The organism is Thiocapsa sp. C2-2m (genome assembly GCF_041903745.1).
Lineage (GTDB): Bacteria > Pseudomonadota > Gammaproteobacteria > Chromatiales > Chromatiaceae > Thiocapsa > Thiocapsa roseilacustris.
Genome location: NZ_JBBWVD010000002.1, coordinates 175,719 through 198,636, shown reverse-complemented (window position 1 = coordinate 198,636; position 22,918 = coordinate 175,719). Strand labels below are relative to the sequence as shown.

The following is a 22,918-nucleotide window of genomic DNA, read 5'->3' as shown; positions in this document are numbered from 1 at the left end:
CTCCGGTGCGGCTCAGTGCACCGAGCCCGGAGCACCTGTCGGTGAAGGGTGCGTTCGATCGCCGCACCTGACCGACGCTTTGGTGGATGTGGGGTCACTCGGCCGAATCCAAGCTGAACCGCGTCCGCGGTGCACGGTGATGCTCGAGTCCACTCGCCCTTTCAAGGACACCAACAACGTTGGAGTCGACGCGGTTCAGAGAAAAAAGACTTAGGCGATTTCTGCAAACTTCCCTACCCGTAGGTTGTGCTGACGATAGGAAGCACAACTTGCGCCTACGGTTGGCTGTGCCTCGCACGGCTCGGCACAACCTACGCCCTCGGCCTGAAGGTTTCCGGAATTCGCCTTAAACCGCGCCGGCTGCATGGGCCGTTGATTCCTGCGAGACCGCTTCAAGGCATAACCGTGCATGTCGTGCGGAGGCGCGGTTTAAAGGGGCTCCACCTCGCCGTCGTAGGGCTCGATCTCGGTCACGTCGATCCGATAGCCTGCTTCGGCAAGGTCGCTGCTGGTGCGGATCACCCGAAGCGTCCCCGTGACCCAGACGGTATCGAACAGCTCGCCGACATACTCGCGGCCCTCGGGCGCAACGACATGAATCGTCTGATTCGCGGGCGGCGGCGGAACATGGATGCAGGCGCCGTAATAAGGCACCAAGAGGAACTCGGTCATCTTGCGCGCATCCAGCTCCAAGGGCACGACGAAGCCGGGCAGTCGGACCCGGAGCCCGTCCAGCTCTTCCACGACCGGGGCATCGGCCCAGAGCGCCATGAGCTTGTCCATCAGCTCCTTCGCACGCGGATCGTCGTCGTCCATCTCATCGAGCGCGTCGAGGTCGAAGTCTTCGAGCAGGGTCTCGGGCTGCCACTCGACCGGGATCAAGCGATCCCAATCGATCTCCTCGGCCTGCATCGCGCCTGAAATCGCTGAGTCGGGTTCGGACGGTTCCTCGCCGCAACCCACAAGCCACAGGGCGAGAATCACCGGGAACAGCCGTGCAAGCATTCTCATCGTCTTGATTCTCAAAGATTCGCCCCTTAAACCGCAAGTCTTGAACAAACCGTCGCAGAATTTTTCGTTGTCGTAATCGGATTCCGGACGAACACGAACACGAACTCGACAATAAACAGAGCCTTCGACCTGCACGACCAACCGCTGACGGAAGTCGTGCGTCCTATCGTCAGCTCAACCTACGGCACCTACTTCTACGGAAACCGCCTGAGGTCGCCCCAACGACCGCCTGTCGGGTGATGAGTTAAACCGCGTCCAGAGTGAAATGCGTCATTTTCATGTTGTGTCGGGCTCAAGGACTTTTCCGACCTTTGTGGAGACGCGGTTTAAAATTTAATAGGTTTTAATACCTTAAACCGCGCCGGCTCCGACAGTTGTCGGAGCCGGCGCGGCCAAGCCAATCCAAGAAACGACGCATACCGCATCGGGCGCGGTTTAATCACTCACACCCGAATCGACAGCCCATCAGCCAAAGACAGCCGATACGCACGATAAGCGGGGATCAGGCCGACCAGGAAGCCGGCTGCCAGGACCAGCGCCAGCAACATCATCTCATGAGCCGACAGGATTCCGACAGCGACGAAGATCCCCATCGCCGAAAGGATTAGCGGCTGGGCCACCAGCAGCGCCCCGTAAAGAAGACCCAGGCCGACCAGGATGCCGAGCAGGATCAGTGCGAGCGCCTCGCCCAGGATCAGCGCAAAGACATGGGCCGGACGGGCGCCGACCGAGCGCAGGATCGCCATCTCGCGCCTGCGCTCGCCGAGACTCGTCAGCAACGCCGTCAAAAGACCGAAAAGACCCACGACGACCACGAATCCGGAGACCAACAGCAGGGCCTGCTCGCCGACCGCAATCAGACCCCACAGCTCGGCAAGCGCTACGCCTGGCAGGATGGCCATTAGGGGTTCCTGTCGGTAGTCGTTGACGAAGCGTTGCACCTGGAAGGTCGAGATCCGCGAGGTCAGGCCCACCAAGGCCGCAGTGATGGCTTTGGGTGCAAGGTCCATGGCACGCGCGGCATCGGCATCGACGACCCGGCCCGGCAAGGGCGCCCCGCCCTCCCAGCCGACATGGATCGCCTCGATACCCTCGAGGCTCACGTGAACCGTGCGATCGACCGGGGTGCCCGTCGGCTCGAGGATGCCGGAGACCCGAAATGGATGGGCGTCGTGACGCGCGAAGGCGACATCCGACGCGCCGTGTGCAATCACGATGGAATCGCCCAAGCCGTAACCCAGCCCCTTCGCCACATCCGCCCCGAGCACCGCGTCGTAGAGGTCGGAGAAGGGCGTACCCTCTGCCAGGAGGAGCGCGCGACCGCGACCGTAGCGATAGTGCTCGAAGTAGGCCGAGTTGGTGCCGAGGACCGGGTATCCGCGGTGCGAGTCACCCAGAGAGATCGGGATGGACCAGGCGACACGGGGGTGAGCCGCGATGTCCAAGTAGGAATCCCAGGAGATGTTGTTGGTGGCGTGACCGATTCGAAAGACAGCGTACAGCAGCAGCTGAACCGGTCCGGTCCGCGCCCCGACGATCAGGTCGGTGTCCGAGATGGTGTTGGCGAAGCTCGCACGGGTCTCGGTGCGCAGACGCTCCACGCCAACAAGCAGCGCGACGCTCAAACCGATCGAGATGACCGTGAGCAATGCCGTACCGCGGCGATTGAGGAGGCTCTTCCAAGCGAGGCTCAGTATGGGCACGGGTCCGCGGGGCGCCTAACCGCTCAAGCCTTCGATTCGGCTCGCCAGCGCGAAATCCAGTTCCGTGATCCCGCCTGCGTCGTGGGTCGAGAGAGCGACCACGACACGATTGAAAACGTTGCTCCACTCGGGGTGATGATCCATCGACTCGGCCACCAGCGCGACCCGACTCATAAAGCCGAAGGCATCAACGAAGTCCTTGAAACGGAATTCCTTATGCAGCTTACTGTCGGCCAAACTCCAGGGTGACGCAGCAGAGACATTGAGCTCCGCGAGCGCCATCACGATCGACTCTGCATCGAGCTTGGCGCGACTCATGTTGAACCGCCCCGGGCAGGATATGGACAGTTCGAGGATCTGTCGCTCTTCACATGAATCCCCAAAAGTTTGAGCGGGCGCGGTTCAAGAGATTGAGAACATCCATCTTAAAAATGCCCTTCATTCCCACCTAAACCGCGTCAGCGCCAAGGTTCGTGGTAGCCTCGAACGCAAGAAACACGCTGCCCCGCAAGGACCCTCGGACGCGGTTTAGGTTAGTGATGGGCAATCTCTTTTTCGGTGAAGAGATAGTCCTTCAACTCCTTGTCGAAGGACGGATCCTTGCGGCGGATCCATTCCAGCACCATCGCCGCATGCTCCTTTTCCTCGTCGCGATTGTGCGCCAAGATCGCCTTCAGATCTTCGTCCTTGCAGACGTCGACCCGCTGGTTGTACCAGTCGACCGCTTCGAGCTCCTCCATCAACGAGATGATGGCCCGGTGCATGTCTCGGGTTTCGTCGGACAGTTCTTCGGTCGGCTCGTGGTAGCCCTCGTTCGCCATGCGACGTCTCCGGTTGCTGGGTTCATTATGGTCTGGGCGCGCTACGCGCGACACGCCGGGATTGTCGGCCGCCACCCTGTAAAAGACAACCCCTCGCCGGCCGCCACGTAGCACTTTCGCGCTCCATGAGAAACGTCCGGAGTCTTCGCGAAACATTTCGCGTTGCCGGACAGCCCGACCCACCTTTCAATTTGAAATGCGTCGTTGTTCATCGAATTTCCTGTATCCCGCGTGAAAACTGCTAGACTGGTTTTAGCCGAGGATCCGTTCAGGGAGCTGTTGACTTCGCCCTGAAGCACGTCCACGTCGTGCAGACTTATACAACCTTCGACGATTGCATCCGTCGTTCCTCAACCTTTGCTTTTCGAGCGGAGGCATACCCTTATGGGATCGCATTCAGAGATTTTGGCGCCCACCCTAGACTCCAAGCCACCGGCACATCCGAAAGCCCGCTTCGGACGACTACTTCCGACCTTACTGGGCCTAGCGCTTGTCGGGTTGTCCCCTACTGCCCTCTCGGCAGCATGCCCGGATAACGACAACGACGGATACGCCGTGTGTTCAGGTGGATGCGATTCTACGGGCAAACTGTGCGGCGATTGCAACGACGGCAACGCCGGCATCAATCCCGGCGCACTCGAGCGCTGTAACGGCGTCGACGACAACTGCGACGGCAAGATCGACGGTGCTGATCCGACCTTTCCCGCATTCGATCCGGTCGAGGCCGACGGTATTCCCGTCGACGACGATGGTGACGGCGTCGCCGATGAAGGCTACGGATTCTGTGTCTTCCACGAAAGCCCCGGACCGGAAGGTGTCTGCAAGACCGGCGGAATCCTGGTCTGCAAAGTACCGCCCGGCTCGGTCACCTATGAAGCAACTGCGGGCGACGATCCTTACGGCCTGCTCGGTCGCGGCGTCTTTACCTGCGAGAATACGCCCAGCGCCATCATTGAATATGCCGAGGAATCGCTCGCCGCAGGCCACTGTTTCGATGGGGTCGACAACGACTGCGACGACAAGATCGACGTCCTCGATGAGCCCGCGTGTCAGGAGCCGGAGAAGTGCGACGGCTTGGACAACGACGGCGACGGCGTCATCGACAACGGTTTTGGCGTCAGCTCGATCTGTACGGTCGGCGTCGGAATCTGTCAACGCAACGGGATTCGATTCTGCAACGCGGCGGGGAACGGCACGGAATGCTCCGCCGAACCCGGTGCGCCGAAGCAGGAAGGTACGATCCATGGCCTGAGCTGCGCCAACGGTGTCGATGACGACTGCGACGGACTCGTCGATCTCGCCGATCCGGATTGTGCCGGTTTCGGTCAACCCGAGCTATGCGGAAACGGGATCGACGACGATGGCGACGGGGTCACGGATGAAGGCTTCCCGATCTTGGGACTCGAATGCGCCGCGGGGGTCGGGGCGTGTCGGCAGATCGGTGCCTTCCAATGCACCGCAGACCGCCTCGACACCGAATGCGGAGCCGTCGCGCTGGACCCGCCGGAGCCCGGCGTCGAGCTGAGCTGCAACGATTTCATCGACAACGACTGCGACGGCTTCACCGATGCCGAAGACGTCGACTGCGCGGGTGCCTTCGCCGATTTGGGCGTGACCTGTTCCCTCCCCTATCGGGTCGGCCGGCGCCCGGCCGATTGTCTCGCGACCCACTTCATCGAGTTCGACGGCGGTCAGGCGACCGAAATCCAGGCCGATCTCGTCTCCATCGACGCGAATGGCGATCTGTTGGCCATCATCGAGGATGTTCGGGATGGCGATATCGCCTATCTCGGCAGCCGGATCGATCCGCGATTCTGGCGGGTCACGACCTCGCCGGCGGGCAACTACCACACGATGTTCCACAAAAACCCCGTCCTGCGGGTAGTCGGCAAGAAAGGCGCCCTCCAGGACGTCGCCTACTGCGGAATCGTGCCCTTCATTCAAGTCTCGAGTCCGCGTGATCAGACGCTTTCCCTGCCCGACGACGATAGTGTCGAGTTGAGCGCCTTTCTACCGCTCGTGGACGTCGACACGCTCAAAATCGAGCTGAACGGTGTCGACATTCTTGCCGAGATCGGTGTCGACCCCGCCACACAGCTCCCGACGCCCGGCGGCTCGATCTGCATCACACCCGGGGAGTGCCGCTTCCAGATCCAGGCCGGTTGCGGTATCGATAGCCCTGTGGATGTCGACGTCGAGTGGCTCGCCATCGAGGCGCTGGATCGGCAAGCTGCATCGGATACCAACACGGGAATCGCCGTCCCGCTCCAGACCAACACCCTTCAATTGCGACTGAGCGGACTGCCGCCTGGCGGCCATCTCTTTAGAGTCTCCGGTCAACCATTACCGCGCACTCCGCTCAATCGGAGCTGCTACCGCGACGATCTGGCCGATATCGGAAAGGCATCCGCCTTCGCCATCACGGTCGATTCCCCCGCGGATCAAGAGATCGTGCTGACAGCGCCCGTCAAGGTCTCCGGGAGCGTCTGCGCGGGCAAGGAGATCAGCTCCCTTGCCGTCAACGGACTGTCATTGGATGTCGGGATTCCCGACCGCCAGATCTGCGCCGGGGACGACCAAACCACCCCTCGAGAATGTCTGGTCAAGTTCGACGCGTCGCTTCCCGAACATTCCTTCGCGGATGCGACCGCCGGCACGGCGCCGCTCGGTAGCTTCCTGCGGGGATCCAACCGGGTGATCGTCGATGCCGCCACAAGCGACGGCTTGCGCACCTTCAACACCGATGTCGTCTTCGCCCTCGGTGCCGTCCAAAGGCCGCTCGATGCCGAGTTCTCGCAGATCCTTGCCGGTTCCGAGAGCACGCGCCAGTCGTTGTTGCGCCCCGACGACGAGCTCGATTCAAGTGTGCTCGATCGCTTGCGCGACGACATGCCGGCACGCATCCAACGCTTTATCGACGATGACCTGAGCCCGCAGCTGCGCGACCTCTTGTGGAACCTGGACGGCCGCCTCCGCGGGGAGATCGCCGAAGCCATGACCGCTGCGTCGGTCGACGGCGCCTTCCTGATCGGTTTGGAAGAGGCGGCCGTACAAAGCTTCTTCAACGCGACCTGTACGGAGGCCATCGACACCTTCATGGCCGACCTTTCAGGCAACCTGAGCGGCAAGACCTTCGGTACTTTCGATTTTGAGCCGGACTGCTCATGCGACTTGACTAACATTCCACTGGTGCTCAGAGAACTCGACTTTACGACCTGGGCGTCGCAGCACCCCAGCGGCGATCCACCAACCTGCCAGGTCGATTTCATCGACGGCGCGCTCCAACTGACTGTTCGCCTTCCGACGGTGAACCTCAGGGTCGGCGCCGAGCGGTCTTGCACGACCCGAGGACTCTTCGGCGAGTGCATTGCACGCACCAAGGTCGACGTCGAAGCGGCGATCGACATCGCGGACATCCGATTCGACGTCACCATCTCGGAGCAGCAGATCGAGACGAAAACACCGGACAAGGACGCGTTCACCTTTTCCTACGACGTCCGTGATCCCGACGGCACACCGCTCTATGCGCAAGCCGGGGCCTGCGCGAACCCCAGCGGATTGGAGTGCTTGAACGACAACGCCTGTTGGCCGTTGACGAGCGGCGGCGCGGGCACATGCGCTAAAGGACCGGCTGAAGGTGCCGCTTGTATGACGGATTTGAGCTGCCCATCCGACCCATCGGGGTCGGGGAATAAATGTACCGGCGGCGAGAATCAAGGCAAGTCCTGCGAGACGAGCACCGACTGCCCCGGTGGCGCCTGTTATGCCAAATGTGTCGGAACCTGCAACGGCGTCGTGAAGAACGACAAAGACTCCGGTTTCGATCCGCTCACAAAACAAGATTTCGGCCTTGAGTGTTGGGGCGCATCGATCTGTTTTGTTTTCGATACCGTCGCCCGCGCCATCGGCGGTGCCTTTGCGTTCGTGTTCACCGGAGGTGACTTTGATGTTAAAGGCTTCATTTTTGAGCAGTTCGGGGTCGGCGGATTCGAGTTCGAGCAGTCATTCTTGAGTGATTTGCAACTCGGCGAGCCCGACGCAATGGGCCTCAACGATGCCGGTGTCAATCCTGATGCCTTTGCACAGGACTCAAAGAGCTCACTCTTCAAGCCAGGCCCGATCAAGACCGACATCACCGCGGACGGACTGCTCGTCTCGATTGGCGCGGAATTCGAGAGCACCTGCGATGAAGCCGCCGTCGACGCATCTCCGGGCGCTGCCCTGACGCCCGCACGTTTGCCGACTCCCGCGGAGGTCGCTGCAGTCGGTGCGGACATCAGCGTGCTGATCGCCGATGATGTCTTTAATCAGATCTTCGCAAGCATGACACAGTGCGGAGATCTTCAGTCATTCTGCACCAGCGCGGGCGAGGACCTGGACACGGTCGGCGATCTACTCCCCGAGGATTGCTCGACACTGCCCCTACCCGCCTCACGCGGTCAGTGCAACGCGATCCGGGGAACCGATTGCACGACCCTGAACGGCTCGATCGAGCGCGGAGTCTGTCATGGGTTCAAAGGCGAGGATTGTCTGACGCTACCTGTCAGCGACCTAAACCTCGTTGAACGTCAGCGGGTCAAGAGCAACTGCCAACAAACCGTCGCAAAAGACATCAGTCAGGACGACAGCATCCTGCTCTGCGGCCGAGTCGATATGCCTCCGGAAATCGGAGTCAAAGACGAGGACGCCAACGACAAATTCGTCGGGGTCGATCTCGCGTTGAAGCAGGTCAACGTGGTTTTCGTGCTGGACCGCTCGCAGGACAACTACACGGATGATCTCGACGATTTGAAGGGCTGTTTCTCGGCTCAGGGGAACGCTGCACCTGATTGTCAACTCTTCGCAGCCTGCCTTGATCTCGCCTTCAGCACGGAGATGGGCATCGACAATAGTGTTTGTGAGGCGAACGAGCTCGGCTTCGTGCCAAAGTTCAAGGGCGTCATTCCATCCAACACCAGCTTTGGTGCCATGTGCAACGTTTCCGGGACTTCCGACGACCAAAACATCCTGGAACGCGCCTTCGAGAGCGTCGTTATCGAAAAAGTTGCTGAGAACGCCGAGAAGTTCACACCTCCGATGTGCATCGAAGGCATGAGTCTCGAAGGCGTCGTAGACATTGACTTCGACGAGGCAAAGCTATTCGGTATCACGACCGACGGTCTCACACCAGGTTATGCGGATTACCTAGGTGTCACCGTGGGTCTGAAACCCGGACCTTAGCTCAAGACCCGTCACGTCCCGGAATCGCCGGGACGTGACCAAGGTCTCTCCCTGTTCAACGCGGCTATGCAGAACTTCGAGACTAGCCGGGGCGAAACCCGGAATTCGCAACCTGAGAGATCTCAATCCTGCCGGCACTATCGCGGCTGCCGCACCTTGGGCGCCTTAGCCCATCTTTAACGTGGCGGGGGGAATTCGCCCCTGCCGTCAATATCATGCCATTGATTCATAATTACACGCCTCTCAAAACCTAGCGCGTAGTGCCATATTATTTTGGCCTATCCCTAGGCGCCGGGCAGCGCATGAGCTAGCGTACGGGCATGTACATCCGTCGCACGCGCACCCACAACAGCACCACCGGCGAGCACTACCGCACCCACCGCCTGGTGCGCTCCGCGCGGGTCGGCGGCAAGGTCCGGCAGATCACCCTCCTGAACCTCGGGCGCCATTTCGCGGTGCCGCCGGCCGAGTGGCCGACGCTGTGCGTACGCTTGGAGGAGTTGCTCGGCGGGCAGGGCGTGCTGCTGGAGGGGGTGCTCTCGCCCGCGGTGGAGCGCGAGGCCCAGCGCATCGGGCGGTTGAAGGAGACGAGTCACGGCGTCGGGCAGCACTACAGCATCACCGTCGAGCCGGATGCCGGCGGGGTCAACGCCCAAGCCATCCGCTGAGAGCGCCGACCGGTCGACGGCACCTTGGTCACGCACCCCGGGGTCTATTGCCTGCGCACCAACGAGCTGACCTGGGAGTCGGAGCAGCTGTGGCGCACGTACGTCATGCTCACCGACCTGGAAGCGGTGTTCCGCTCCTTAAAATCGGAGTTGGGTCTGCGCCCGGTCTATCACCAGACCGCGGAGCGGGCCGAGGGACACCTGTTCATCACCGTGCTGGCCTATCAGTTCGTCCAGATCATCCGGCGGCGCCTGCAGGCGCACGGCATCACCGACCGGTGGTCCAGCCTGCGCGCGATCCTCGCCGGCCAATGCCGGGTCACCGCCACCTTCCGCCGTCCCGACGGGCGTGCCCTGCATGTGCGCAAGGCCACCCAACCCGAGCCGGCGCAACTGGCGATCATCCGGTCATGGTGGTCAGTAATCAGCTGAGCAACTGGCTCTACCGCTCGGGCTTGGCGCTGTTCCAGCGTCCACCCACGCAGCGTGCGGACTGGATCTACGTCATCGATCCGATCATCTCGTTGAGTGGGGGTGGGCAAGCACGTATTGCTTGCTGAGTGCCAAGTTGAGCGGGGATGTGCACTGGGTGCATTTCCGGACCACTGCACGAAGTCCTTAAGCACCTTGCGGCAAACCGTCAGGCCTTCCTTCTATCGGTGTTCGGCCGCTACAAAACCCTCACCGACCGCAGACCGTTCAAGGAGATCGGTAAACTCGTGCCGAACATCTCCGCCTTGCTCACCGACTTGAAGTCGGCCTTGATGCGAGTTCCTCAATCGGGCGCGCGCGCTGGATATCAAGCGCCGGGTCATGACCCATCTGAGTAACGCGACGCCGGCCTTGCGGCGACGCCCACTCATTACCCGATCCCAGACACGAAAACTGGATGACCAAAAGAGCAGGGAAACCCAAACATTCAACGCCCTATGTTGCCCGCCGCGCGCCACACTGGCCGAAATTACGATCCATGCCTGCATTCGCCTAAGTCGATTCCGAGGAGAACCCCCGGAATCTAATGTTCTTGAGGCGATCTCCGAGAATTGGCATCCCGTCTGCGCATGCCAGTAAGACCTGTAGGGACTGTAGGGGCGAATTAATTCGCCCCTACACGCCGGTAGATCCTTTCCCGGAAATCACCTAAGAGCACGAGGCGAGCAGGTTTCAGAACAATTGAACCATGTTGGAAATACCACAGGTTCCGTTATCTAGCTCCTGAGTCGCGAGTATCCAGATCGGTTTCTTAAGGATCGACTTTACCGACTCTGCGGTACCCGAATCCGAGGCTATCACGTCAGCTCTCTTGATATTCGGATTGACTAAGGAGGCCAGTTGCCCGCAACTCGTAATGGCAGGCGGGTACTGAGGCACTCTACTCCACCAGAAAGTGACCTTGCGTTCCGGCACGGCGTCGCTGACGGCAAACAGATTACGGATTCCGAGTCGTGAAATCGGTCGAGCAGTTAAACTAAGTGGCTTAACGCCCGTTGAACCGATGACGGTAACCGACACGTTCGCAGTCGATAATCCACCTCGCCCGTCCGAGATACTGTAGGTGAAGCTATCGACCCCTTCCGCATCGGCTTTCGATTGATAGAAAACGCCGAGACCTCCGGCTTGAAGCGATACCGTGCCTTTTTGGGGCTGGGTAATGGCGACGACAGCGAGCGAATCCTCATCAACATCTGAATCGTTCGCCAACACATCGATCGGGGTTATCGTTCCGACCATGAGCGTCACCCTATCCGGAACCGCAATCGGAGGGTTGTTGTCGACGGACTTCACAAGGGTCTGATTAGACGCACTCACTCCACCCTGCAGGCACTCTAGGCTCGCGATCGTCGTGCCACGGAAACCGGGTAAAGCCGCGAGCGGCACAGTAGCAGCCCCCTGGACTTGACCATTTTGCCCCCGTCCGAGATCGCCCAAGTCAAAAATTTGCGGATCGCCCCAGCCCTCCGGATAGTTCAGCGACAAGATACAGGCATTCGCAAGCGGCTCGGAGCTTTCGCTGAGATGGGCGTAGGAAACATCGAAAAGCACCTGTTCCCCGGGAACCGCAGGATCCGGGCTGTCGCTGATGGTCAATCCCAGTGCGACAGCACCGCCTCGAACCGAGGTGACATAGTCGGCGGTGACCTGCTCCAACGAAAAACCTGGAACGTCCGCGCTAAATCGCGCTGTATTGACCAGTTTCGCGCCGGCCTGAACAGGCACATTGACGCGATAACTAAGATAAAAGATCGTTGCTTGCTCGAACCCAGGAAAGTCTCCGGAACAAACTGGATTCGTCTGCGGATTGAACGGGCCGGCAAAGGGATCGACCTTCCAGTTGAGGTATTCGTAGTAGCAGTCCGAATTGAAACCCGGAGCGAGCGAGAGCGCACTCCACCTCGCTCGATCGCCTTCGCCGCTCACAAAGCCGGGCTCCGGAAAAGCATCCACAAAAACCGTATCGCGTGGCAACAGATCCGTCAATATGCCGAGGTTAGCGGGCTCTATGGTGTTAAGATTGACGGGCATCATCCAGCAGGCGACCACACTACCCGCAGTCGTCTCCTCGTCGCATTCCTTCACGACTGCCAGATTAAGCCCGGCACCAGCCGGTCGGAACCAGCTTGTTCCGTTATCGCTGCTCTCGAAAACGCCCAAGTCGCCGCCCTGAATGATCCATCGACCCGCTGCGTTCCGATACTCAATCTCATCGGGACTCGTCGATGCCTGAGCCTGCCCTAGACAAATTGCAGTCATTAACAGAGCACCTAAGAACCGACCTTCAGCTCTGTGGCGCGAAGTGGGCGGCGAGGAGCTACAGAGAGCAACCGATCGCGCGCGTAGACTCGATATTGTGATCATAGTTATATTTCCTCGATCTGAAGAATCGAATAAACGCCGGATGGGCAAAAACGGTTAGCCGAGTGGACGCAGATAATTCGATTCAACCAATCTAGCGAGACTCTGCGATTGTCACTTCGATCCACTCGGTGAGGCGGTTAGCCCGGCTCCGGACACCGATGGTCCAACAACACCACTGAAGTCGCCCGTCAATTCACGAAAATCGGCCGAAAGACGGCCTGCCGTTTATTGCCGTTTCGGGAAAATCAGGACTGGCGCCCTGAACAAACGTTTCCCAAGCTCAGCATGGACCGGCAATCAAGATCGTGCAAGCGTGTTCAGCACATTCTGCAGTATAGGCCAAGATCGCTTGAGACCGGCTCGCAACAGCTTCGCAATTTTTAGAAAGACCCGCCACAAGTCAAGTAGCAGGTTTCAAGACCATCTCGGCGACTGTATCTTTCGACTCGAGAAGGTTCCATTATGATTCGACCTTATCCACGAGCGCCCGCCGGCAGCGTTGGCGACGCCCGAGTTTTAGAGAGCTTGCCAACGATGGAGTCAAGCACATGAAAACGCTTCAGAAACTTCTGATGATAATAATTTTGGGGCCCTGGGCCGGCGTCCTTCCAGCCGGAGACGCCGAGTGGAAGTCCTGGGATTTCGAGACCGAAGCGGTCGCCTATCGCGTCGATGGCGCCGGTCCGCCCGTGGTCCAAATCCACGGGATCGGCGCAGGCGCCTCCTCCGCACAGACACGCTATCAGATCGACGCGCTCGTCCAATCAGGCTATCGCGTCTATTCGATCGACCTGACCGGCTGGGGACGGTCGATCGGACCCCAGCGCCGCTTCACCGGCGCCAACTATGTCGACATGCTCGGCGCCTTCCTGACGGAGGTCGTAGTCGAGCCCGCGGCACTCGTGGGACATTCTCTGGGCGGGACCTACGCGATCGCCGTGGCGGCCGACTACCCCGAGCAAGTCACGGCACTGGTGCTGAATGCACCCGTCGGAGCGGAGAGCTTCACGACCGAGCCGGGCCCGTTCACCGAAGCTCTCTGGGAGCGTGTCGTCTCCGGGAAAGCAGGACAAACCGCCTACGCAGCCTTAGGCTCCAGGCTTTCCATCCGGTCCTTCTGCCGCACCTCCCTCTATGTTGATCCGTCGTTTTGCGATACCGAGACGATCGACGACTACCTGCAATACACACGAAACCCGGATTCGATCTATGCCGCCGCCTCCTTCCTGACAAGCAATCTCGGGCTCGACGTGCGCGATGAATTCGCCGACCTGCAAGCTCCCGCCCTCCTGATCTGGGGCGTCGAGAATGCCTTCACCCCGCCAAGCGAAGGCGAGGTCTTTCTCGCGTTGAATCCCTCGGCAAATCTGATTCAGATCTCGCCCGGAGGGGCGCTCGTGAACGACGAGGCTCAGGCACGTTTCGACGAGCTCATGACCGGCCATCTTCGCCTCAATCATCCCGTGGACTGAGCCCGAAGCTGTCGCGGAGGAAGGTTTCGGTTTGCTCGCGATAGGTGGCGCGGGCGGGCTCGGAGCCACCCCCGCAGGCGAGCTCGCAAACCACGTCAGTCGGCGATTCCGGGTCGCAATGGGTCGCTGCGCTGATCAGGACCGATTCGATCGAAAAGTTGAGAACGGATTCCAGTTGCGCGACCGATCCATTCGCGTTGCAGCCGCTCGGTTCCGAACGCAGACTCAAAAGTGGCAGCGGCCTTAGGCGTGCGGCCGCGCGAAGTGTGCGCGGATAGGGCACCGCATCGAGCATGACGAGTGCGGCCGGGAAGATGCCTGAGCTCTGAAGCGTGATGGTTGCCTCGAAACTGATGGCGCCTCCCGCGCTGTGACCGGCCAACGCGATGCGGTCCGGATCCAGTATCCCGTACAAAGCATCGGCGGGATCCTCGGCCCGAGCGATAAGCCAGCGTACATGATCGGCCGTGTTCTCGACCTCGCGGCGTCCCACGATGGGGCGCTCATCCGACGCGACGAGATTGGGTACCAAGATGATGATCCCCGCAGAGGCATAGGCGATCGCCGAGTCGAGATGACGCCCGTAATCGCGCGCGAAGCCGTGCGTGAGGACGAGCGCGGGTAGGGGCAGACTCACCGGTTGCCCGTCCGCGTTCGGAGTGACGAGCAGATAATCGATTCGATCGCCCGATTGAGTCAGACGGGATCCACGCGCGATATCGACAGGGTTCGGCTCATTTGCAGCGACATCGGGGCCAAGGATGGACAGCCCCAGGATGAACAGAAAGTAGCAGAAGCCATGCATGGAGTTTTTCCTCCGAGCATATCCGGGAAAACAGCGGGGGCTCAGCTCGCCGCCTGCAATAGCCGCAAGGAGATTCCATTTGAACGCAGCCGGTCGTCCTTCGGATCATCGGTGCTGTCCGCCCGCTCGGCTATAACGCTAGAAACCCGGCCCCCGACGAGAGCTCCGGGGGCCGGGATGATTGACGTCAACCTAAGCCAAGTCTTTGATCGACACCAATACCACCTTCACTTTATCAGTTGTCGGGGTTGATCGTCACCGAGCCGCTGCGGCCGCCTGGACCGGTTATGGTGCGGGTCGCGGTGCCAGCGTCCTGATCGAAGCTTCCCGTGCTCTGGATCGTCCGCTGATTGCCACCGGGACCGGTCACCGTGGTGGACCGACCGCCACCCTCGTTGCGGCTTGTGTCTGTCGAAACCGATTTACCGCTCTCGGTACTATAGGTGGTTCCGATCGACTTGTTATCCCGGTCGACGGATGTCGTAGCATTGACTGAACGGCCACCTTGACCCGTGATGGTTCGATTCAGTGTCCCTTCCTCTCGATCAATGGTGCCGGTCGAGGTCCGCGTCCGTCCGTCGGGGCCGGTCACCGTGCTCTTCACCTCGCCGGTCTGGCGGTCGAGCTCGGTTTCACTTGAGCGCGAGAAGGTTCTGCCACCCTCAGTGGTAACGGATTGATTACGTCTGATGCTGTTGCCGGAGCGCTCCGACTGGCCCGAGTAGGTTCCGGAAGCGCCTCGATCGGTCGACCAGGTTCCACTGCCGTCCCGATCCGCCTGGACGTTGGTGCTCAGGGCGACCAATGCGATGGCGCCGACGATCGCGCGGGTAAGCTTGCTGGATTTACTCATGGGACTCTCCGTACCGCAACAAGAAGGAAGGTGTCTCATCATGTGTCGTTGATTGCTCATTTGCGTATCCTCAGTCGTTCTGCACTGGGTACAGGGAAGGTGACGTCTGCTTGACGTCCGTGACTGTCGTGCCGACCTGACTCATCGCTTCCAGATGCCAGAATAGGCGGAAGTTTGCGCAAGTTCCGTACGCTGGCGAACAGAGCGATTTCGCTAATGGTTTTTCTCTCTAGGGTCAGGATGACCCGCCTTGGACCAGGGACGGCACTGCCTGTGAGCGTTCGAGGAGCTCGGCTCGACCGCTGATTTCCTGCTCACACCGGGGATCGTTGGACTCGGACCGGCTGTCTCGTCCTTCGCCTTGATCGATCCTGGACACAATCCTAGCGAAGGTGAGCTGAACGAGAGATGAACGCACTCGTCATCCACGCCGGCGGCGTCGATGGTGCCAGCCGTGGGCTGCGGTAGCGAGGACACCGACCCGAAGGCGTCGTCGCCGGGCCTCACCGTGGAATACTGCCGCGCCGGCGGGAACCAATAAAGGCCGGGCGAGCCCAGACTTCGTCATCGCCGCTGCCCCGTCGTCACCTTATCGTTCCGCCTCGACGACGATGACGCCCGCTATGAACACTTGGCAACATAGCCCGGATTCCTTTGCTCAAGGGCAGCGGGCGAGTCTTCCGGCACCACGGCTTCGCTCGCCCTCCGATCTTTAGGTTGCGGACGAAGATACGCCGCGCGCACGCGTTTGCGAAAGCACGGTGTACGCGTTATAAACTTCCACCTGCGTGGCGGCAGTGTTCCCCGGAGTCAGGATGGATGTCCGCGCCGCAGCAAGACGGTACAGCTCTGCGAAGGCTATCCCGGCAGCTTGAAAAGCTGCCGAAGTGATAGGGGAGCCGACCCGCCGAGTGCCTAAAGGGACCGACTGCGCGCGCGGAGTCGTCCTTCATCCCAACGCACCGAGAGGTCCCGAATCGCATGAGCATTTCTCGTTTCAACCTACTGGTTGGTTTCCTGGCCTTGGGCTTACTCGTCGGCGCTTCGTTGGCGGCGGCCGACGTCGCGGTCGATCCGGAATTCAAGTCGGGGGGCCAGGATCTGGATACTTGGAGACAGGACCAAGCGGCTCGCTTCAAGGCCCTGCGTGCATCCATCGGCGACCTGCCGCACACGCCCGGCGTGATTTTGGAACTGACGGCAGATGACCGCCGGCAGATCGTCAGGTCCAATGCCGAGGGCGGCCCCGGCAAGCCATATCAGGTAGGGGTCGTGCGACCCGTCGCCCTTGAGGTTGGCTTCGGCGCCCTGCACGCGGCGGCTCTGACCGACGACGTCAATCCTTTCTCGGGCGGATTTGTCAGACGCACGGAAGCCGGCGGCCTGGTGTGGGCAATGCGTCTCGATACCGGCGATTCCGGCGGCGCGCGCCTGCATCTCGAGAATCTGCGTCTTCCGGCGGGGGTCAGCCTCACACTCTACAACGCGAACGGCGACGTGCGTGGACCCTACTAGGGCGTGGCCGAGTCGCTCTGGACGCACTCGATCGACGGCGACGCGATCTTTCTACAGATTGAAGCCCCACGAGCCCGGGATGCGGGCATCCGGTCGATCCGGTTTCGCATCGCGGAGGCCCTGCTGATCGATACCCAAGCGCTGGCATTTTGCCCGATCAACGCAAGCTGCGTCCAAGACGGTTCCTGCTACGACACGAGCGATTGGGCCATGATCGATGTTGCGCGTAAGGCCATCGCCAACATGCTCTTCATCCAAGGTGGAAGCGGCTATATCTGCACGGGCGGGCTCTTAAACGATACGGATACATCGAACCAGATTCCCTATTTTCTGACCGCGAACCATTGTATTTCCACTCAGGCTGTTGCCTCGACCGTCGAGACCCGTTTCAATTACCAAACCGCCGCCTGCGGCGGCGCCTGCGTGTGGCCCAACACCCCGACGACGCTTGGCGCAACCCTCCTGCACACCTCGACGACAGACGATCACACACTGCTTCGTTTGAATCAAGATCCCCTCGCGGGCGCGGCCTTCCTAGGCTGGTCGACCAGCCCCGTTGCGAATACCTCGGAGTCGGCCCTCTATCGACTGAGTCATCCGAAGGGATCGCCTCAGGCATACTCGACCCATGCTGTCAGCACAACCGCCGGCACCTGCCGCGGACTCCCGCGCGGCGCCTTCATCTACAGCCGCGATCAAGTCGGGGCAGCCGAGGGGGGAAGTAGCGGTTCGCCCGTGATGAATCAGCAGGGACAGGTCGTCGGTCAACTCTTCGGGAAATGTGGAACTAACCTGGGCGATGTCTGTGATTCCGCGAGCAACGCAACGGTCGATGGGGCCTTCGCCAACTACTTTTCCCAAGTCGCGGAATGGCTGGATCCGGGCAGCGACCCCGATCCCTGTCCATCCGAGGTGCTTGTCGCCGATCACTCGGGCGCCTCGACTTGGCTGGGCCTCCTACGCGGCGTGCGCGACCATGTCCTGCCCACACTGTCGGACGGCGCCTGGATGCGCGAGCGCTATTATCGCCATGCCGCCGAGGTGACGCGGATCCTCGCGGGCGATCGGCGATTGCGCGCTGATGCCTTGGCTTTGCTTCAAGACCTACGCCCGGCCCTGGAAACCGCCGTCGTCGGAGGCGATTTGGTACTGAATCGGCGTGAGCAGGGCGCCATGATCGGCTTCGCGACAGCACTGCAAGACTCGGCAAGCCCAGATCTGGCCGACGATCTCGAACGATTCGTGGCCACAACTCGGCGCTGAGGGCGGACCCACATCGGAGCGGGCGAGCCCGCTCCCGATCATCAGACATCCGGCGCGGAAAGCGCCGAATCAAAGCGGCACGGGGGTCCGTCGCGTCGGGATAGCGTGTCGTCCCGCGTGAAGGCGCCAACCGCCCGACTGGACAGCTACCGCGCCGGATGCACAGTCTGCCGGCCGTACCGGCCGCAGGCGAACAGTCTCAGTATATGGAAAGCGCCGGCACTTGCGTCCGGTAACTGATGCGGGCGAGCGAATCGATCAAGCGGAGGATTTGGGGTCGCGGCGCAGGGTCTCGATCAGGATCTCCCGATTGCGGTAGCGGATGTCCTTGCCGACGGCCACGTAGATGACCTGCTCGGCGATGTTGGAGGCGTGGTTGCCGATGCGCTCCAGGGCATGCGTGCTGGTCAAGAGACAGACGATCTGGCGCGGTGTAAATCCGGCAAGGTCCTCTTGGCCCAGCAAGTCGCGTGCCGCGTCGGAGGCGTCGAAGAGTCGCCCTTCGTCTTCGAAGACACCGAGCGCAAGCTCCACGTCGAAGCCGGCGACGGCCTGGATACTGCGCTCGAACATACAACAGGCCTGGTCGTCGAGCTTACGGAGCAAGTCCTTGAGCGCGTCGGACGAGATGCCGCCTTGGCCGATGCCGCTTTCGCGCAGGGCCAAGGATTGACGGGCGATGCGCACCGCCTTGTCGCCGGCCCGCTCGACGTCGCCGGCGATCCGGGAGAGCGCGAGCACGATGCGCAGATCCACGGCGGTTGGCTGACGACGGGCGATGACCCGGAAGATCTCCTCGTCCGCGTCAAGCGAGAGGTAGTCGATCTGGGGCTCGCGATCGAGCACACGGTAGGCCTGGGTCTCCTCGCCGTCGAGCACAGCGGCGACGGCGGCTTGGGTCTGCTCGATCACCCGTTGCCCCATGTCGAGGATGATCCCACGCAACTTCGCGAGCTCTTGGTCGTAACGGCGGACCGTGTGACCGCCCGCGATGTCGCCTGCACGCGCGGCCTTGTTGTCCCCGACCATCAGCCGAACCGACCGGTAATATAGTCCTCGGTCAACCTGTGCTTGGGGTTGGTGAAGACCTGATTCGTCTCGCCGACCTCGATCAGGTCCCCGAGATGGAAATAAGCGGTGCGTTGCGAGACGCGCGCGGCCTGCTGCATCGAGTGGGTGACGATGGCGATGCTGTAGTTGGCCCGCAGCTCGTCGATCAGCTCCTCGATGATGGCGGTCGCAATCGGATCCAGCGCCGAGCAAGGCTCGTCCATCAGGATCACCTCGGGGGAGACCGCGATGGTTCTGGCAATGCAGAGACGTTGCTGCTGACCTCCCGACAAACCCGTGCCGGGCTCGTCGAGTCGGTCTTTCACCTCGTTCCAGAGGCCGGCCTTTTGCAGGCTCTCCTCGACCAATGCGTCAAGCTCCGCTTTGGAATTGGTGAGACCGTGGATCCGAGGCCCGTAGGCGACGTTCTCGTAGATCGACTTGGGGAAGGGGTTGGGCTTCTGGAACACCATCCCGACCTGCGCGCGCAGCGGCACCGGGTCGAGCCCCTTGTCGTAGATGTCCTGACCATCGAGCTCGATGGACCCGGTGACGCGACAGCCGTCAATGGTGTCGTTCATCCGATTCAGGCAGCGCAGGAAGGTCGATTTCCCGCAGCCCGACGGACCGATCATGGAAACGACCTCGTTCTTGCCGATATCCAGGCTTACGCCTTTGATGGCTTGTTTGTCGCCGTACCAGACATCGACGTCGCGGCAAACCATGCGCGGGTTCGCAACCGTGACATCGCCGACCGTCTCACGTGACTCACGATTCCCGGCCAACTCCGCGGAGCTCATTGCGCCGGTGCGTCGACCCATCTCATCAACCGTGTCATCAACCGTGGTGCTCATGACTGACCTCAAGTGTATCCCCAACGCCCATGGACGGTGGGATCAAATAATGTTCGGAAACGCGCTCACCAGCGCCGCTCGAACCGGCGCCGCAGCAAGACAGCGCCCAGGTTCATCAGGATCAGGAAGGCAAGCAGCACCATGATCGCCGCCGAGGTGCGCTCGACGAAGGCGCGTTCCGGACTGTCCGCCCATAGGAAGATCTGAACCGGCAGGACCGTGGTCGGCGAGGTGAATCCGCTCGGAATGTCCACGATGAAGGCAATCATGCCGATCATCAGCAGCGGCGCCGTTTCGCCCAGCGCCTGAGCCATCCCGATGATGGTGCCGGTCAGCATGCCGGGCATCGCCAGCGGCACCACATGATGCATCTGCGTCTGCAACGGCGAGGCCCCGACCCCCAAGGCCGCCTCCCGGATCGAGGGAGGAACCGACTTGAGTGCCGCCCGGCTGGCGATGATGATGGTCGGAAGGGTCATCAGCGACAGTACGAGCGCCGCGACCAAGGGTGTCGAGCGCGGCACGCCGAAGATGGCGATGAAGACGGCGAGCCCGAGCAGCCCGAAGACGATCGAGGGGACCGCCGCCAGGTTGTTGATGTTGACCTCGATCAGATCGGTCCAGCGATTCTTGGGCGCAAACTCCTCAAGATAGAGGGCTGCCCCGACACCGATCGGGAAGGAGATGAGGAGGGTCAAGACCAGGGTGTAGAAGGAACCCATCAGGGCCCCTGCGATGCCCGCCAGCTCGGGCTCGCGCGAGGTCCCGGTCGTGAAGAAGATGGTATTGAAGCGTTTCTCGATGCGTCCCTGAGCCTCGAGCTGCTCGACCCATCCGACCGTCTGATCCTTCACGCGGCGCTCGCTCTCGGGAAGGTCACGATCGATGTGCCCCTTGATCAGCATGTCGATGTCGTCATCGGCAAGCAGCCAGACCTCTCGGGTGGTGCCGACCAGATCCGGATTCGACAAGACCATGTCTCGTAGATGCGAGGGCGCCCCGACGCTGATCATGTGCCCAAGCGCTCGGGTCGCGCGCCGATCGGTCACATCCGGGAACTCGCTGCGCAGCGCATCCCGAATGACGGACTGGTAATTGGCGCCTGCCAGGGTCTCTGGGTCGCGCGTGCCCGTGGGATCGAGGGTCTCCGCGTCGAAGGTCACCGGGAGCTGGATGTAGGTCTGGACAAAGGCCGTGTGTCCTTTCGCGATGATGTCCGCGAACAGCAAGCCCACGAAGCTCAGCCCCAGGATCACCGCGACGAGACCGAACAGCCGGAATCGCCGCTCCTGGGCATAGCGCCGCTTCAGGCTCGCATTCACGACGTCGATGATGCGTTTCGGCGGCGCACCGACCGCGTGGCTGTTACTCATACTGTTCTCGATACTTGCGCACGATGTGCAGGGCGATCACGTTGAGTGCCAAGGTCACCGCGAAGAGGGTCAGACCCAAGGCGAAGGCCGCCATGGTCTTGGCGCTGTCGAACTCCTGGTCCCCGGTAAGCAGGGTTACGATCTGAACGGTCACCGTGGTGACGCTGTCGAGCGGGTTCGCGGTCAGATTGGCGGCGAGCCCCGCCGCCATCACCACGATCATGGTCTCGCCGATCGCACGGGAGACGGCCAAGAGGACGCCGCCGACGATCCCGGGCAAGGCGGCCGGGATGATCACGCGGCGAATCGTCTCCGACTGGGTCGCGCCGAGCGCATAGGAGCCGTCGCGCATCGCCTGGGGAACGGCATTGATCACGTCCTCGGACAAGGATGAGACGAAGGGGATGATCATGATCCCCATGACCAGACCCGCGGCCAACGCGCTCTCGGAGGCGACGTTCAGACCCATGGACATGCCGAGCTCGCGAATGAAGGGTGCAACGGTCAGGGCGGCGAAGAAGCCGTAGACCACGGTCGGCACCCCGGCCAAGACCTCGAGTGTCGGCTTGGCCCAAGACCGCACTTGCCGCGGCGCATACTCCGAGAGATAGATCGCCGACATCAGGCCGATCGGGACCGCTACCAGCATGGCGATGGCCGACACCATCAGGGTCCCCGTGAAGAGCGGCACCGCCCCGAAGGCACCCGTGGCGCCGACCTGATCGGCGCGCAGGGCCGTCTGCGGGCTCCAGAGGGTGCCGAAGAAGAAGTCGAGCGGAGAGATCTCCTGGAAGAACCGCAAGGACTCGAACAAGACCGAGAGCACGATCCCGAGGGTGGTCAAGATGGCGATCGAGGAAAAAACCACCAAGATGACCATGAAGATGGATTCGACGCGGTTGCGTGCTCGCATCTGCGGCTTGGTCCTGGCCAAGGCGAACGCCATGCCGCCGATGGCAAACGCCAGCACGCCGAGCCACATCGCCCAGACCGCGATCTGATTGAAGAGTGTGAAGCGATCTGCGGCGGCCTGCATCTCGGGAGTCGCCACACGCGAAACGATCGCACCCGAGGCCAGGTTCTTGATGTCGTTCACCAAGAGCCCGACGGCTCCGGGCGACAGCCCCTCGAGCATCGACCCGGGCAGCTCGGCCTTCACCAAAGCGACCAAGATCTCGTCCTGGAAGGCCGTCCAGAGCGCCATCAGCAGAATCGCCGGAATCCCGGCCCAAAGTGCCGCATAGAGACCGTAGTAGGTCGGGAGTGAATGGAGTGTGCTGATCCGACCCGCGCCGCCGGCAGTCACGATGGCACGCCTACGCCCGACATAATAGGCCAGCGACATCAAGCCGAGCACGATCATCAAAAGGGTCGTTGTATGCATAACCAGGACTGCGCAAATACGGAAAACGGGTCAGCGGCCCAGGGGGCCGCTGACCGATCGGGAGCTTCGG

General features: G+C 61.3%; 17 protein-coding genes. 6 read left to right on the top strand and 11 right to left on the bottom strand.

Going from position 1 to position 22,918, the window contains the following annotated elements:
* Positions 1-429: 429 nt before the first annotated feature.
* The 4 genes from AADX97_RS02235 to AADX97_RS02220 form a co-directional block, all read right to left on the bottom strand.
* Entirely contained in the window at positions 430-1,005 is a 576-nt protein-coding gene (locus AADX97_RS02235) for a DUF3299 domain-containing protein (RefSeq protein ID WP_374238710.1), read from the bottom strand.
* 449 nt (positions 1,006-1,454) lie between these two features.
* Positions 1,455-2,714 carry an ABC transporter permease gene (locus AADX97_RS02230; RefSeq protein ID WP_374231947.1) on the bottom strand — a complete coding sequence of 420 codons (1,260 nt, stop codon included), beginning with the start codon at positions 2,712-2,714 and terminating at the stop codon, positions 1,455-1,457.
* 15 nt (positions 2,715-2,729) lie between these two features.
* A complete protein-coding gene (locus tag AADX97_RS02225; RefSeq protein ID WP_374231946.1) occupies positions 2,730-3,032 on the bottom strand; it encodes a 4a-hydroxytetrahydrobiopterin dehydratase in 303 nt (100 codons plus the stop codon).
* Between the two features lie 215 nt (positions 3,033-3,247).
* Positions 3,248-3,535, bottom strand: a complete 288-nt coding sequence (locus AADX97_RS02220; protein WP_374231945.1) for an encapsulin-associated ferritin-like protein — start codon at positions 3,533-3,535, stop codon at positions 3,248-3,250.
* Positions 3,536-4,090: 555 nt separating this feature from the next.
* Here AADX97_RS02220 and AADX97_RS02215 point away from each other — a divergent pair.
* The 3 genes from AADX97_RS02215 to AADX97_RS02205 all read left to right on the top strand — a co-directional run bounded on the left by AADX97_RS02215 (position 4,091) and on the right by AADX97_RS02205 (position 9,855).
* Complete coding sequence (locus tag AADX97_RS02215; protein WP_374231944.1) at positions 4,091-8,755, top strand: MopE-related protein; 4,665 nt, start codon at positions 4,091-4,093, stop codon at positions 8,753-8,755.
* Between the two features lie 320 nt (positions 8,756-9,075).
* A complete protein-coding gene (locus AADX97_RS02210; protein WP_374231943.1) occupies positions 9,076-9,423 on the top strand; it encodes a hypothetical protein in 348 nt (115 codons plus the stop codon).
* A 24-nt stretch (positions 9,424-9,447) separates the two neighbouring features.
* The gene (locus AADX97_RS02205; protein WP_374231942.1) at positions 9,448-9,855 is read left to right on the top strand and encodes a hypothetical protein; all 408 of its coding nucleotides are present in this window, start codon (positions 9,448-9,450) and stop codon (positions 9,853-9,855) included.
* A gap of 732 nt (positions 9,856-10,587) precedes the next feature.
* Here the strand turns inward: AADX97_RS02205 and AADX97_RS02200 are convergent.
* The gene (locus AADX97_RS02200) at positions 10,588-12,174 is read right to left on the bottom strand and encodes a cadherin-like domain-containing protein (RefSeq protein ID WP_374231941.1); all 1,587 of its coding nucleotides are present in this window, start codon (positions 12,172-12,174) and stop codon (positions 10,588-10,590) included.
* 653 nt (positions 12,175-12,827) lie between these two features.
* Here AADX97_RS02200 and AADX97_RS02195 point away from each other — a divergent pair.
* On the top strand, positions 12,828-13,751 hold the full coding sequence (locus AADX97_RS02195) for an alpha/beta fold hydrolase (protein ID WP_374231940.1): 924 nt from the start codon (positions 12,828-12,830) through the stop codon (positions 13,749-13,751).
* Here AADX97_RS02195 and AADX97_RS02190 read toward each other — a convergent pair.
* The gene (locus AADX97_RS02190; protein ID WP_374231939.1) at positions 13,732-14,556 is read right to left on the bottom strand and encodes an alpha/beta hydrolase family protein; all 825 of its coding nucleotides are present in this window, start codon (positions 14,554-14,556) and stop codon (positions 13,732-13,734) included. The two genes, AADX97_RS02195 and AADX97_RS02190, sit on opposite strands and share 20 nt — an antisense overlap.
* Positions 14,557-14,791: 235 nt before the next feature.
* The gene (locus AADX97_RS02185) at positions 14,792-15,409 is read right to left on the bottom strand and encodes a hypothetical protein (RefSeq protein WP_374238554.1); all 618 of its coding nucleotides are present in this window, start codon (positions 15,407-15,409) and stop codon (positions 14,792-14,794) included.
* Positions 15,410-16,390: 981 nt separating this feature from the next.
* Here AADX97_RS02185 and AADX97_RS02180 point away from each other — a divergent pair.
* Together AADX97_RS02180 and AADX97_RS02175 are read left to right on the top strand one after the other, a co-directional pair.
* Complete coding sequence (locus tag AADX97_RS02180) at positions 16,391-16,924, top strand: hypothetical protein (RefSeq protein WP_374231937.1); 534 nt, start codon at positions 16,391-16,393, stop codon at positions 16,922-16,924.
* 3 nt (positions 16,925-16,927) lie between these two features.
* Positions 16,928-18,187 carry a serine protease gene (locus AADX97_RS02175; RefSeq protein ID WP_374231936.1) on the top strand — a complete coding sequence of 420 codons (1,260 nt, stop codon included), beginning with the start codon at positions 16,928-16,930 and terminating at the stop codon, positions 18,185-18,187.
* A gap of 258 nt (positions 18,188-18,445) precedes the next feature.
* Here the strand turns inward: AADX97_RS02175 and phoU are convergent, their stop codons facing one another.
* The 4 genes from phoU to pstC all read right to left on the bottom strand — a co-directional run bounded on the left by phoU (position 18,446) and on the right by pstC (position 22,848).
* On the bottom strand, positions 18,446-19,216 hold the full coding sequence (gene phoU / locus AADX97_RS02170; protein WP_374231935.1) for a phosphate signaling complex protein PhoU: 771 nt from the start codon (positions 19,214-19,216) through the stop codon (positions 18,446-18,448).
* A complete protein-coding gene (gene pstB, locus AADX97_RS02165) occupies positions 19,216-20,091 on the bottom strand; it encodes a phosphate ABC transporter ATP-binding protein PstB (protein ID WP_374231934.1) in 876 nt (291 codons plus the stop codon). The genes phoU and pstB overlap by 1 nt, the downstream gene beginning before the upstream one ends.
* Before the next feature lie 65 nt (positions 20,092-20,156).
* On the bottom strand, positions 20,157-21,464 hold the full coding sequence (pstA, locus tag AADX97_RS02160) for a phosphate ABC transporter permease PstA (RefSeq protein WP_374231933.1): 1,308 nt from the start codon (positions 21,462-21,464) through the stop codon (positions 20,157-20,159).
* Entirely contained in the window at positions 21,457-22,848 is a 1,392-nt protein-coding gene (gene pstC / locus AADX97_RS02155) for a phosphate ABC transporter permease subunit PstC (protein ID WP_374231932.1), read from the bottom strand. Before pstC ends, pstA begins: the two co-directional genes overlap by 8 nt.
* Between the last annotated feature and the right edge of the window lie 70 nt (positions 22,849-22,918).

What these genes read in the sequence shown, in the direction of transcription:
- AADX97_RS02235 (WP_374238710.1), bottom strand. Translation starts at nt 1,005, where the DNA reads ATGCTTGCACGGCTGTTCCCGGTGATTCTCGCCCTGTGGCTTGTGGGT.
- AADX97_RS02225 (WP_374231946.1), bottom strand. Translation starts at nt 3,032, where the DNA reads ATGAGTCGCGCCAAGCTCGATGCAGAGTCGATCGTGATGGCGCTCGCG.
- AADX97_RS02220 (WP_374231945.1), bottom strand. Translation starts at nt 3,535, where the DNA reads ATGGCGAACGAGGGCTACCACGAGCCGACCGAAGAACTGTCCGACGAA.
- AADX97_RS02210 (WP_374231943.1), top strand. Translation starts at nt 9,076, where the DNA reads ATGTACATCCGTCGCACGCGCACCCACAACAGCACCACCGGCGAGCAC.
- AADX97_RS02200 (WP_374231941.1), bottom strand. Translation starts at nt 12,174, where the DNA reads ATGACTGCAATTTGTCTAGGGCAGGCTCAGGCATCGACGAGTCCCGAT.
- AADX97_RS02195 (WP_374231940.1), top strand. Translation starts at nt 12,828, where the DNA reads ATGAAAACGCTTCAGAAACTTCTGATGATAATAATTTTGGGGCCCTGG.
- AADX97_RS02190 (WP_374231939.1), bottom strand. Translation starts at nt 14,556, where the DNA reads ATGCATGGCTTCTGCTACTTTCTGTTCATCCTGGGGCTGTCCATCCTT.
- AADX97_RS02185 (WP_374238554.1), bottom strand. Translation starts at nt 15,409, where the DNA reads ATGAGTAAATCCAGCAAGCTTACCCGCGCGATCGTCGGCGCCATCGCA.
- AADX97_RS02180 (WP_374231937.1), top strand. Translation starts at nt 16,391, where the DNA reads ATGAGCATTTCTCGTTTCAACCTACTGGTTGGTTTCCTGGCCTTGGGC.
- phoU (WP_374231935.1), bottom strand. Translation starts at nt 19,216, where the DNA reads ATGGTCGGGGACAACAAGGCCGCGCGTGCAGGCGACATCGCGGGCGGT.
- pstB (WP_374231934.1), bottom strand. Translation starts at nt 20,091, where the DNA reads ATGAGCACCACGGTTGATGACACGGTTGATGAGATGGGTCGACGCACC.
- pstA (WP_374231933.1), bottom strand. Translation starts at nt 21,464, where the DNA reads ATGAGTAACAGCCACGCGGTCGGTGCGCCGCCGAAACGCATCATCGAC.
- pstC (WP_374231932.1), bottom strand. Translation starts at nt 22,848, where the DNA reads ATGCATACAACGACCCTTTTGATGATCGTGCTCGGCTTGATGTCGCTG.